Source organism: Streptococcus mitis ATCC 6249, assembly GCF_000146585.1.
In the GTDB taxonomy this organism is placed as follows: Bacteria; Bacillota; Bacilli; order Lactobacillales; family Streptococcaceae; genus Streptococcus; species Streptococcus mitis_AZ.
Window position 1 is genome coordinate 445,608 of sequence record NZ_GL397179.1, and the last position, 13,095, is coordinate 458,702.

The following is a 13,095-nucleotide window of genomic DNA, read 5'->3' on the forward strand; positions in this document are numbered from 1 at the left end:
AGATGTCGACAAGCAAAACGTCAAGAATGCTATCTAAATTTTCTGCGTTAGCTTTTGCTATTTTAGGTCTAGCTTCTGTTTTGATAGGCGTTGTTAGGGCAGATAATCCGGTCTCAAAAGAATTGACACAAGTGATTACAGGTATTGATCTGTTAGATGCATCAGATACTAAGCAGAATGTGACTTCGGAAGGAGATTTCTCGCTTCGTACGAATTTAGCATATAAGCTTCGCGTGACCTTCGATCTCAAGCAGTACAATGAGAACTTGAATAACGGGGATTATTTTACTTTTGATATTCCGGCTCCCATGACGGTTTATAATGGTAATCAGGAGTTGATTGATCCGGCTACTCAAGTAGCTATTGGTGATGTAGTAGTCACATCAAATGGTAATGACCAAGGTGGCAAGGCAAAGATAACCTTGAAGAACCTGGATAAATACTTGGCTAAAACTGAAGGAGACACAGTAAAGGATGTATCTGGTAACTTTTCTGCATCATTTAGATTCTTAAAGGATCAGAATAAGACTCTAATTAATTTTAATTCTTCTTCAATGAAGCAAGAAATTAAACATGTTTATAGTTCGAAAACGATTTCAGGTCCTAAAGTTGGGACTGAGAACTATGCAAAGGCAGGGGGTCAAGCATCACGTGACAATTGGACTTCTGAAAAATTAGCAGCTATTGGATCAGTTAGCAAAGGAGATGCTGTTTCAAACTGGCGTGTACGTGTGAATACGGAAAAACAAGATTTTGGACAAAACATTGTACTACACGATACGATTCCAAACGACGATACATCCTATACTCCTGCTCAATACATACCAGAAACTTTGAGAGTTTACAGGGCGGATATTACAGGTGGAACGTCCGCTGTTCCTGATGATGCTGTATTATTATCTGAGGGGAAAGAATATACTGTTGCTTGGAATGAAAACTATACTTCATTCGATATAACCTTTAAAGATGGAACGACATCTTACTTTGTTACTTATAATACAACAACTCCAAATAATGGTACTAAAGTAGCAAATATCGCCGCCTTGTCTCTAGCAGACGGAACAAAACTGGCTCAAAATACAAGTCGTCCAGGAGCTCTTAGCATGAAAGCAGAAGCGACTTCCTTGATTTCAGGGACTATCGTGGCTTCTACAGCTTACCAAATTAAGATCCGTAAGACTGATGCCTTCACTCTTGAACCTGTTCAAGGAGCAGTTTATACTGTAACGGCAGCAGATGATGCAAGTGAAACAACAGAAGTGACTACAAATGAAAAAGGAGTAGCACTGACTAGAACTTATGATCAGAAATGGAAAGGTAAAACTTTCAAGATTAAAGAGAAGACAGCTCCAGCTGGCTATAAGCTAGATGAGAAAGAGTATACAGTTAAACTCGGAGCAGCAGGTTCTACTATTAATCTTAAAGATGAACCAGTTCCAGCTGTATTCAATGTGACTGCTAAGAAAGTGGTAGAAGGTCGTACAGATAAACTTCCTAAAGCAGATGAGTTTACTTTCAACCTATACACAGCAGAGAACTTGAAGACTCCAGTAGCTACAGCGAAATCAAAAGCTGACGGAACGATTACCTTTGAGAATATCGAGTTGAAAGGTGTAGGAACTTATCACTACATCATCAAAGAAGATACTTCAAAAGCAATCGATGGTATCACATTTGATGAGGAAGGCAAGGAAGTTACTGTAACAGCAACATTCCAAGGTGGCGTATTGAAAGCTTCTGTTACTTCAGCAGAACCAACTTTCACTAACACTTATAAAGCAACATCAACAAGCGCTACAATCAAAGCTAAGAAAGTCTTGAATGGTAAAGAGCTTGTAGCTGACGCTTACACTTTCGAATTGAAAGAAAAAGATAAAGATGAAGTTGTAGCTACGGCTAAGAATACTGCTTCAGGCGAAGTTGTCTTCAACGTCAACTACACAGAGGCAGGAGAGCACACTTACACTATCACTGAAAAAGCAGGAACAGAGTCAGGTGTGACTTACTCAACTGAATCTTACACAGTTAAAGTGAATGTAGTAGATAACGGTCAAGGTCAATTGGTTGCGACTGTAGATGAAACAGAACGTGTCTTCACTAACACTTATAAAGCCGCTTCAACAGATGCGACAATCAAAGCAACTAAGATGATTACAGGTAAAGAACTTGTAGCTGATGCTTATACTTTCGAATTGAAAGAAAAAGATACAGGTAAAGTTGTAGCTACTGCTAAGAACGCTGCTTCAGGCGAAGTTGTCTTCAACGTCAACTACACAGAAGCGGGCGAGCACACTTACACTATCACTGAAAAAGCAGGAACAGAGTCAGGTGTGACTTACTCAACTGAATCTTACACAGTTAAAGTGAATGTAGTAGATAACGGTCAAGGTCAATTGGTTGCGACTGTAGAAAATCCGACTGCAGAACGTGTCTTCACTAACACTTATAAAGCCGCTTCAACAAGCGCGACAATCAAAGCTAAGAAAGTCTTGAATGGTAAAGAGCTTGTGGCTGATGCTTATACTTTCGAATTGAAAGAAAAAGATGCAGTTGTAGCAGAAGCTAAGAACGCTGCTTCAGGCGAAGTTGTCTTCAACGTCAACTACACAGAAGCAGGCGAGCACACTTACACTATCACTGAAAAAGCAGGAACAGAAGCAGGTGTGACATACTCAACAGAATCTCACACAGTTAAAGTGACTGTAGCAGATAACGGTCAAGGTCAATTGGTTGCGACTGTAGATGAAGCAGAACGTGTCTTCACTAACACTTATAAAGCAGCTTCAACAAGCGCGACAATCAAAGCTAAGAAAGTCTTGAATGGTAAAGAGCTTGTGGCTGATGCTTATACTTTCGAATTGAAAGAAAAAGATGCAGTTGTAGCAGAAGCTAAGAACGCTGCTTCAGGCGAAGTTGTCTTCAACGTCAACTACACAGAAGCAGGAGAGCACACTTACACTATCACTGAAAAAGCAGGAACAGAAGCAGGTGTGACATACTCAACAGAATATCACACAGTTAAAGTGACTGTAGCAGATAACGGTCAAGGTCAATTGGTTGCGACTGTAGATGAAGCAGAACGTGTCTTCACTAACACTTATAAAGCAGCTTCAACAAGCGCGACAATCAAAGCTAAGAAAGTCTTGAATGGTAAAGAGCTTGTGGCTGATGCTTATACTTTCAAATTGAAAGAAAAAGATGCAGTTGTAGCAGAAGCTAAGAACGCTGCTTCAGGCGAAGTTGTCTTCAACGTCAACTACACAGAAGCAGGAGAGCACACTTACACTATTACTGAGAAAGCAGGAACAGAAGCAGGTGTGACATACTCAACAGAATCCTACACAGTTAAAGTGAACGTAGTGGATAACGGCCAAGGTCAATTGGTTGCGACTGTAGAAGATGCAGAACGTGTCTTCACTAACACTTATAAAGAACCAGCTCCAACAGCTACATCAGCAACACTTGAGTTTACGAAAGAATTGACTGGTCGTACTTTGGTTGATGGTGAGTTCCAATTTGAATTGTACAAAGATGGACAAAAGATTGATACAAAAACAAACCAAGGTGGAAAAGTAACATTTAATGCAATCAACTATGATGCAGAAGGTGAGTATACTTATACTGTAAAAGAAGTGAATGCCGGAGCAACTGGTATTACTTACGATACAGAAAAGACTGCAAAGGTAAAAGTAGCCAAAGATGCAGCAACCAACGCTTTGAAGGCAACTGTTGGATATCCAGCAGGTAATGTCTTCAAGAATAGCTTCAAAGCACCAGCGGTAGAAGCTACGATTGAAGCAACTAAGAAACTTGAAGGTAAAGAACTTGCGGCAGACGCTTATACTTTCGAATTGAAAGAGAAAGGCGCCGTTGTGGCAGAAGCTAAGAATACTGCTGAAGGTAAAGTGGCCTTTGTTCGTTCATTCGAAGAAGCAGGTACTTACACTTATACCTTGGTTGAAAAAGTTGGTACTGAAGAGGGTATTGAATACGATAAGACTGAGCACACTGTAACAGTCACTGTAGTTGCGGATGGTCAAGGTCTCTTGACAGCGACTGTTTCGTATGCGGATGGCAAAGCAGTTGTATTTACAAATAAATACACTGTTCCAACACCACAGCCAGATCCAAACCCAGCACCAAATCCAAAACCAACACCGGATCCAAACCCAGCACCAGATCCAAACCCAACACCAAATCCAAACCCAACGCCGGATCCAAATAAACCAGGAGCAAAACCAAATGTTCCGGGACAAAAAGAGGAACCAAAACAAACATCTCCAGCTACGGAGACTAAAGGTAAAGCTGAACTTCCAAAAACAGGTGAAGCAACCTCTATCTTTTCAGCAATTGGATTTGTAGTCTTGGCATTGAGTGGATTGGTATTCTTCGTAAAACGTAAAGCTTAAGCTTTTGTAGAAGAAACATGAAACTTGGTCAGTGAGAATTCTACTTCTCTCTTAGACTTGATAGAGAAAGTCTCTAGAAAATTCGTTTTCTAGGGGCTTTTTTGTACTTCAAAAAATTTTTTAAAAAATAGTCAAATTTGGTCAAAAAACTATTGACTTTTACTGACCAATGTGATATAGTAGGAACATAAGGAAAATGAATTCCTTAGAAAACTTCATTTTCAATGATTCTATTTCTTGAAAATGTACGATAGATACCCTAGAAAGGGGTGAGGCCTATGTTAAATCTAACAGACTTTGAAAAGAAGATTATAGAAGGCTTATTTAAGAAAGAAAAACCAGAAATTATACGTAGAGTAGCGAGTTAGCTAGTCTAAAATTTTTAAAATAAAGGTCAAAGATAGTCAATATCAGAGATTGCAAATAATAAACAATAAACGAGGTAAAAAATATGAACAACAACTTTAATAACTTTAACAACATGGATGATTTATTTAACCAATTGATGGGTGGTATGCGAGGGTACAGTTCTGAAAACCGTCGCTACTTGATTAATGGACGCGAAGTGACACCTGAGGAATTTGCTCAGTATCGTGCAACTGGGAAATTACCAGGAAATGCTGAATCTGATGCGCAAATGCAACAACACGCTTCAGGTATGAAACAAGACGGTGTCCTTGCTAAACTAGGTCGTAACTTGACAGCGGAAGCTCGTGAAGGCAAGTTGGATCCTGTTATCGGTCGAAACAAGGAAATTCAAGAAACTTCTGAAATCCTCTCACGTCGTACCAAGAACAATCCTGTTCTGGTCGGAGATGCAGGTGTTGGTAAGACAGCAGTTGTCGAAGGTATAGCGCAAGCCATTGTGAACGGAGATGTTCCAGCTGCTATTAAGAACAAGGAAATCATTTCCATTGATATCTCAGGTCTTGAGGCTGGTACTCAATACCGTGGTAGCTTTGAAGAAAATGTGCAAAATCTAGTCAACGAAGTGAAAGAAGCAGGGAATATTATCCTCTTCTTTGATGAAATTCACCAAATCCTCGGTGCTGGTAGCACTGGTGGAGATAGTGGATCTAAAGGGCTTGCGGATATTCTCAAGCCAGCTCTCTCCCGTGGTGAGTTGACCGTTATTGGGGCAACAACTCAGGACGAATACCGTAACACGATTTTGAAGAATGCGGCTCTTGCTCGTCGTTTCAACGAAGTCAAGGTCAATGCTCCTTCAGCAGAGGATACCTTTAAAATCCTTCAAGGCATTCGTGACCTCTATCAACAACACCACAATGTCATCTTGCCAGATGAAGTCTTGAAAGCAGCAGTGGATTATTCGATCCAATACATTCCTCAACGTAGCTTGCCTGATAAGGCTATCGACCTTGTCGATGTAACGGCTGCTCACTTGGCAGCTCAACATCCAGTAACAGATGTTCATGCTGTTGAACGGGAAATTGAGGCAGAAAAAGACAAGCAAGAAAAAGCAGTTGAGGCAGAAGATTTTGAAGCGGCTCTTAATGCTAAAACTCGCATTGCAGAATTGGAGAAAAAAGTCGAAAACCACACAGAAGATATGAAAGTGACTGCCACTGTCAATGATGTGGCCGAATCTGTGGAACGAATGACAGGTATTCCAGTATCTCAAATGGGAGCGTCAGACATCGAGCGTCTCAAGGATATGGCTCATCGTTTGGAACACAAGGTTATTGGTCAAGATAAGGCAGTAGAAGCAGTGGCTCGTGCTATCCGTCGTAACCGTGCTGGTTTTGATGAAGGCAATCGCCCAATTGGTAGCTTCCTCTTTGTAGGTCCAACTGGGGTTGGTAAGACCGAGCTCGCTAAGCAATTGGCACTGGATATGTTTGGAACTAAGGATGCTATCATTCGTTTGGATATGTCTGAATACAGTGACCGCACAGCTGTTTCTAAGTTAATCGGTACAACAGCCGGTTATGTGGGGTATGATGACAATAGCAATACCTTGACAGAACGAGTTCGTCGTAATCCATACTCTATCATTCTCTTGGACGAAATTGAAAAGGCTGATCCTCAAGTAATCACCCTTCTCCTCCAAGTCTTGGATGACGGTCGTTTGACTGATGGTCAAGGAAATACAGTGAACTTCAAGAACACTGTCATTATCGCGACATCAAATGCTGGATTTGGTTATGAAGCCAACTTGACAGAAGATGCGGATAAACCAGAATTGATGGATCGTTTGAAACCATACTTCCGTCCAGAATTCCTCAACCGCTTTAACGCTGTTATCGAGTTCTCACACTTAAATAAGGAAGATCTTTCTAAGATTGTGGACTTGATGTTGGCTGAGGTCAACCAAACCTTGGCCAAGAAAGACATTGATTTGGAAGTCAGCCAAGCAGCTAAGGACTTTATCACAGAAGAAGGCTATGATGAAGTCATGGGTGTTCGTCCTCTCCGTCGTGTGGTTGAACAACAAATTCGTGATAAGGTAACAGATTTCCACTTGGATCATCTAGATGCCAAACATTTGGAAGCAGATATGGAAGATGGCGTTTTGGTCATTCGTGAAAAAGCCTAACTCAAGATTTTGAGAATAAAAAAGAACCAGTTATTGTAACTGGTTCTTTTGCGTTTAGATGACATGGCGTTCAAAGGCATCATCTGAAATACCTTGTTCCAGGATGAGTTTAGCCCATTCTTTAGCAGAAAAGAGGCTGTGGTCCTTGTAGTTTCCACAAGATTCTATGGTTGTTCCAGGGACATCTTCCCAAGTAGTGGTCTCAGCGATTTCCTTGAGCGAATCTTTGATAACAGCAGCAATCTCAGCACTGGTGTGACGTCCCCACATAATCATATGGAAACCAGTACGGCAACCAAATGGTGAACAGTCAATCATGCCGTCAATGCGGGTACGGATGAGTTTGGCTAAGAGGTGCTCGATGGTGTGAAGGCCAGCGGTAGGGATAGAGTCTTCATTTGGTTGCACCAAGCGAATATCAAAGTTGGAGATGACATCTCCCTTTGGCCCTGTTTCTTCCCCAATCAAGCGGACATAGGGTGCTTTAACAATGGTGTGGTCAAGTTCAAAACTTTCAACAATAACTTCTTTTGACATGGTAAATCCTTTCAGTTTTCTTCTTTCATTATATCATAAAGACTGCTATTGAAACAGAGAGAAAACCTCTCCGAGGGTGGAGAGGTTCGAATCGTTACTTACGATACAAGCGATCGTATTGATAGAATGGGTCAAAGGTTACGTTGATACCTAGTTTGCGAAGGACATTCTTATCTTCATCAGTCAGGATGATGGTAGAGTGGGCTTCGCTACCTTTTAGATTACCCAGTTCCTTCATGGCACGCGCAGCGTCAGGATTTTCCATAGCTGTGATGGCTAGTGCAATCAAAATTTCATTTGAATGCAGCCGCGGATTACGGCTACCTAGATGATCGATTTTAAGACCTTGAATTGGTTTGACGACTTCAGGCTCGATTAGTTTCACTTCCTTAGCGATGTTAGCTGATTTTTTGATGGCATTGATCAATGCGGCAGCTGTAGGACCAAAGAGTTCAGAGTTTTTACCAGTCACGATTTCCCCATTTGGCAATTCGAGAGCTAGGGCAGGGCCACCAGTTTCTTCTGCTTTTTGGCGTGCAGCAACAGCAACTTTACGGTCTGCAGGTGTGATACCGAGGTCGTTCATGAGCAGTTCAATCTTCTTGACAGCAGTTTCTCCGACTTTTTCAGCTTTAAAATCAAGAACAGTTTGATAGTAGCGACGGATGATTTCTTGTTTAGAAGCTTCGACAGCAGCCTCATTATCTGTAATAGCGAAGCCAACCATGTTGACACCCATGTCTGTTGGTGAAGCGTATGGAGATTCACCGAGAATGCGTTCCAACATACGTTTGAGCACTGGGAAAATTTCGATATCACGGTTGTAATTGACAGTGGTTTCTCCGTAGGTTTGGAGATGGAAAGGGTCAATCATATTGACATCGTCAAGGTCTGCGGTGGCAGCTTCATAAGCCAAATTGACTGGGTGATGAAGGGGCAGGTTCCAAACTGGGAAGGTTTCAAACTTAGCGTAACCAGACTTGATGCCATTGAGTTGGTCGTGGTACATATTGGACATACAAGTGGCCAATTTTCCAGAACCAGGTCCAGGAGCTGTTACGACGATCAAGTTGCGACTGGTTTTGATGTAGTCGTTTTTGCCCATACCTTCTGGAGAAATGATGTGGTCCATATCAGTCGGGTATCCTTTGATTGGATAATGAAGATAGGAATCAATCCCGTTTTTATCTAACTGGTTGCGGAAGGCATCTGCAGCGGGTTGTCCTGCGTATTGTGTGATGACAACAGAGCCGACAAAGATCCCCAGCTCATTGAATTTGTCAATCAAACGAAGCACTTCTTGGTCATAAGAAATGCCTAGGTCGCCACGTGCCTTGGAATGTTCGATGTTGCTAGCGTTAATGGCAATCACAACCTCAACTTGCTCCTTCAACTCTTGCAAGAGCTTGATTTTGTTGTCAGGTTCATAACCAGGCAGTACACGAGCAGCGTGGAAATCTTCTAACATTTTGCCGCCAAACTCTAGGTAAAGCTTGCCGTCAAATTGGTTAATGCGCTCCAAAATGTGGTCGCGTTGTAGATTTAAATATTGTTCAGAACTAAAAGCTTGTTTTTTCATTTTTTTACCTCTGACCTCTATTATATAAAAAAATTGGGAGTTAGGAAACTACGGAGCTAAAAAAGAAATCAAAAATATTAGGCAAACGCTTGCACTAAGTTTTAAAAAGCGCTATCATAGATTGTAGAATATTAAAATAATGAGGTAAACATATGCAAAAAAAATGGTGGCACAATGCCGTAGTTTATCAAGTCTATCCAAAGAGTTTTATGGATAGTAATGGAGATGGAATTGGTGATTTGCCAGGAATTACGAGTAAGTTAGACTATCTAGCCAAGCTAGGAATCACAGCAATTTGGCTTTCTCCTGTTTATGATAGTCCTATGGATGATAATGGCTATGATATTGCTGATTATCAAGCGATTGCTGCTATTTTCGGGAACATGGAGGACATGGACCAACTGATCGCAGAAGCTAAGAAGCGTGATATTCGTATCATCATGGACTTGGTGGTCAATCATACCTCGGATGAGCATGCTTGGTTTGTCGAGGCTTGTGAAAATCCTGACAGCCCCGAACGAGACTACTATATCTGGCGAGATGAGCCCAATGATTTGGAGTCTATCTTTAGTGGGTCCGCCTGGGAATATGATGAAAAGTCGGGTCAATACTATCTCCACTTTTTCAGCAAGAAACAGCCTGATCTCAACTGGGAGAATGAAAAACTACGCCAGAAAATTTACGAGATGATGAACTTCTGGATTGATAAAGGTATTGGTGGTTTCCGTATGGATGTCATTGATATGATTGGTAAGATTCCTGATGAGAAGGTAGTTAATAACGGTCCTATGCTCCATCCTTATCTCAAGGAAATGAATCAGGCAACTTTTGGGGATAAAGATCTCTTGACAGTGGGAGAAACTTGGGGGGCGACACCAGAAATTGCCAAACTCTACTCTGATCCAAAGGGTCAAGAATTGTCTATGGTCTTCCAGTTTGAGCATATCTGTCTTCAGTATCAGGAAGGGCAACCTAAGTGGCACTATCAAAAAGAGTTAAATGTAGGGAAGTTGAAAGAAATCTTCAACAAATGGCAGACAGAGTTGGGAGTTGAAGATGGTTGGAATTCCCTCTTTTGGAACAACCATGATCTTCCTCGTGTCGTCTCTATCTGGGGAAATGATCAAGAATATCGCGAAAAATCTGCCAAAGCCTTTGCAATCTTGCTTCATCTCATGAGAGGGACTCCCTATATCTACCAGGGTGAAGAGATTGGGATGACCAACTATCCGTTTGAAACACTGGATCAAGTAGAAGATATTGAATCCCTCAACTATGCGCGTGAGGCTCTTGAAAAAGGTGTTCCACTAGAGGAAATTATGGATAGTATCCGTGTCATCGGACGTGATAATGCCCGTACCCCGATGCAATGGGATGGAAGCAAAAATGCTGGTTTCTCAACTGGTCAACCTTGGTTGGCAGTTAATCCAAACTACGAAGAAATCAACGTTCAAGAAGCACTAGCAAATCCAGATTCTATTTTTTATACCTACCAAAAACTGGTTCAAATCCGTAAGGAGAACAACTGGCTGATTCGAGCTGATTTTGAATTGCTTGATACAGCTGATAAGGTCTTTGCTTATATCCGTAAGGACGGTGACCGTCGTTTCTTAGTTGTGGCTAACCTGTCCAATGAAAAACAAAACTTTTCAGTAGAAGGAAAAGTTAAATCTGTCTTGATTGAAAACACTGTGACTCAAGAAGCAGTTGAAAAACAGGTCTTGGCTCCATGGGATGCCTTCTGTGTGGAACTGACTGACTAAAATGAACAAACCTCAAGCTTTTGAAGCTTGAGGTTTTTTACTAAAAATTGTATTGAAAAATCTTTAAAAAATATTTGTTAGAATTTTCTAAAAAATCTGTCGAAAGTCCTTGCTTTTATGAGAAAATAGGGTATAATGGTGAAAACACTATCTTTAAGGAGATTTACTTATGAGATCGAAAAAGTGGCTCTTAGGAGCAGGTGCCGTCCTGAGCACAGCCCTTCTTTTAACTGCTTGTGGGCAAAGTGAAAAGAAGGCTGATGCGCCCAAGACATTCTCTTATGTCTACGCTATGGATCCATCGTCTTTGGACTACAGTGTGACGAGCAAGAGCTCAACTTCTGATGTTATAGCGAACGTTGTCGATGGCCTTTTGGAAAATGATAAGTATGGAAACTTAATTCCATCGCTTGCAGAAGACTGGTCCGTTTCTAAAGATGGCTTGACTTATACCTACAAACTTCGTAAGGGTGTAAAATGGTATACTTCTGAGGGAGAAGAGTATGCTGAAGTCAAGGCTCAGGACTTTGTTACGGGTCTGAAACACGCGGCTGATGGCAAATCAGACGGCCTCTCTCTCCTTCAAGATTCTATCAAAGGTTTGGCAGAGTATATCAGTGGGGAAAGCAATGATTTCTCTACTGTAGGAGTGAAAGCTGTTGACGATTACACGGTTGAATATACGCTTAACAAACCAGAAAGCTTCTGGAACTCTAAAGTTACAACTGCTACCATGCTTCCAGTTAATGAAGAATTCTTGAATTCTAAAGGGGGCGACTACGGTGCGCCAACACCATCAAGTATTCTTTATAACGGTCCTTACCTTTTGAAATCATTGACTTCAAAATCAGTCATTGAGTATGAAAAGAATCCAAACTATTGGGACAAGGACAATGTTAAGATTGACAACATCAAACTAACCTTCTATGATGGTTCCGACCAAGAATCCTTGATTCGTAGCTTTACACAAGGTGCCTATACAACAGCTCGTCTCTTCCCAACAAGCTCAAACTTTGAGTCAACTAAGCAAGAGTACGGAGATAAGATTGTCTACAGTCCACAAGAAGCGACAAGCTACTACCTCACTGTTAACGTAAACCGCCAGTCTTACAATAAAACAGCCAAAACTGACGAGGCTCAAAAAACATCAACAAAAGAAGCTCTTCTCAACAAGAACTTCCGTCAGGCCTTGAACTTTGCCCTTGACCGTCACTCTTACACGGCTCAGTTGAATGGTGAAGAAGGTGCGGACAAAATTATCCGTAACAGTCTAGTTCCTCATGACTATGTTCAAGTAGGTGAAAAGACATTTGGAGAGTTGGCACAGGCAGAGCTGGTTTCTTACGGAGACCAATGGAAAGATGTAGCCCTTACTGATGGTAAGGATACGCTTTACAGTCCTGAAAAAGCCAAGGCAGCCTTTGCAAAGGCTAAAGCAGAATTGCAGGCTAAGGGTGTGACCTTCCCAATCCGTTTGGATGTTCCAGTTGAGCAGACTGATGTCATTGCTGTTCAACAAACCAACTCACTCAAGCAGTCTATCGAATCAACACTGGGTACGGAGAATGTCATTGTCGATGTCCTTCAAATGACAGATAATGAGAAAATGAGCATTACGTCTCAAGCTAAGGTTCCAGCACAAAAAGACTACGACTTGAATGGAACTGGTTGGGGACCAGACTATCAAGACCCAGCTACCTACCTAAACATTCTTGATGCTAAGAAGGGTTCTGCCCTTAAACACTTGGGTATCACTCGTGGAAAAGATCCAGAAGTGATGGCTCAAGTCGGTCTAGACGAATACAAGAAACTCTTGGATGATGCCGCAGCTGAAACAAGCGACCTCAATAAGCGTTACGAAAAATACGCTAAAGCGCAAGCTTGGGTATCTGATAGTTCGCTCTTGATTCCAGTTGCCTCTTCAGGTGGTTCTCCAACGGTTAGCCGTACTGTGCCATTCACAAAAGCATACTCTCAAGTCGGAATCAAGGGAGACCCATTTGTGTTCAAAGGTTTGGAATTGCAAAATGATGTCGTGACTACAAAAGAATACGAAGAAGCTCTCAAGAAATGGCAGAAAGAAAAGATTGAAACAAATGCCAAATACCAAAAAGAGCTAGAAAAACACGTTAAATAATCTATGACAAAGAAAAGGAAGTTGCAGAAAAACTGTGCTTCTTTTTTGTTTTGAGACATCAGTCGTCGTAAAACTAGGAACTTTACAATTTAGGATAAATTTGATAAAATATG

At 41.4% G+C, this 13,095-nt stretch carries 6 protein-coding genes; 4 read left to right on the top strand and 2 right to left on the bottom strand.

Translation table 11 applies throughout. The features are described from left to right. Positions 1–2: 2 nt before the first annotated feature. Both HMPREF8571_RS04120 and HMPREF8571_RS04125 read left to right on the top strand, forming a co-directional pair. Positions 3–4,409 carry a Spy0128 family protein gene (locus HMPREF8571_RS04120; protein WP_025168428.1) on the top strand — a complete coding sequence of 1,469 codons (4,407 nt, stop codon included), beginning with the start codon at positions 3–5 and terminating at the stop codon, positions 4,407–4,409. A 451-nt stretch (positions 4,410–4,860) separates the two neighbouring features. Then, the gene (locus HMPREF8571_RS04125; RefSeq protein WP_001063447.1) at positions 4,861–6,966 is read left to right on the top strand and encodes an ATP-dependent Clp protease ATP-binding subunit; all 2,106 of its coding nucleotides are present in this window, start codon (positions 4,861–4,863) and stop codon (positions 6,964–6,966) included. Positions 6,967–7,020: 54 nt separating this feature from the next. Here HMPREF8571_RS04125 and HMPREF8571_RS04130 read toward each other — a convergent pair whose 3' ends face one another. Both HMPREF8571_RS04130 and HMPREF8571_RS04135 read right to left on the bottom strand, forming a co-directional pair. After that, positions 7,021–7,503 (bottom strand): S-ribosylhomocysteine lyase, encoded by a 483-nt coding sequence (locus HMPREF8571_RS04130; protein ID WP_000032557.1) that lies wholly within the window; start codon positions 7,501–7,503, stop codon positions 7,021–7,023. 94 nt (positions 7,504–7,597) lie between these two features. After that, the gene (locus tag HMPREF8571_RS04135) at positions 7,598–9,082 is read right to left on the bottom strand and encodes a DUF1846 domain-containing protein (protein ID WP_000743593.1); all 1,485 of its coding nucleotides are present in this window, start codon (positions 9,080–9,082) and stop codon (positions 7,598–7,600) included. Between the two features lie 152 nt (positions 9,083–9,234). Here HMPREF8571_RS04135 and HMPREF8571_RS04140 point away from each other — a divergent pair, with 152 nt between their 5' ends. Together HMPREF8571_RS04140 and HMPREF8571_RS04145 are read left to right on the top strand one after the other, a co-directional pair. Further along, positions 9,235–10,845: a glycoside hydrolase family 13 protein gene (locus tag HMPREF8571_RS04140; RefSeq protein WP_001170330.1), complete on the top strand. Its 1,611-nt coding sequence runs from the start codon at positions 9,235–9,237 to the stop codon at positions 10,843–10,845. A gap of 169 nt (positions 10,846–11,014) precedes the next feature. Continuing rightward, positions 11,015–12,982 carry a peptide ABC transporter substrate-binding protein gene (locus HMPREF8571_RS04145; RefSeq protein WP_001256760.1) on the top strand — a complete coding sequence of 656 codons (1,968 nt, stop codon included), beginning with the start codon at positions 11,015–11,017 and terminating at the stop codon, positions 12,980–12,982. Positions 12,983–13,095: the final 113 nt, after the last annotated feature.

What these genes read in the sequence shown, in the direction of transcription:
- HMPREF8571_RS04120 (WP_025168428.1), top strand. Translation starts at nt 3, where the DNA reads ATGTCGACAAGCAAAACGTCAAGAATGCTATCTAAATTTTCTGCGTTA.
- HMPREF8571_RS04125 (WP_001063447.1), top strand. Translation starts at nt 4,861, where the DNA reads ATGAACAACAACTTTAATAACTTTAACAACATGGATGATTTATTTAAC.
- HMPREF8571_RS04130 (WP_000032557.1), bottom strand. Translation starts at nt 7,503, where the DNA reads ATGTCAAAAGAAGTTATTGTTGAAAGTTTTGAACTTGACCACACCATT.
- HMPREF8571_RS04135 (WP_000743593.1), bottom strand. Translation starts at nt 9,082, where the DNA reads ATGAAAAAACAAGCTTTTAGTTCTGAACAATATTTAAATCTACAACGC.
- HMPREF8571_RS04140 (WP_001170330.1), top strand. Translation starts at nt 9,235, where the DNA reads ATGCAAAAAAAATGGTGGCACAATGCCGTAGTTTATCAAGTCTATCCA.
- HMPREF8571_RS04145 (WP_001256760.1), top strand. Translation starts at nt 11,015, where the DNA reads ATGAGATCGAAAAAGTGGCTCTTAGGAGCAGGTGCCGTCCTGAGCACA.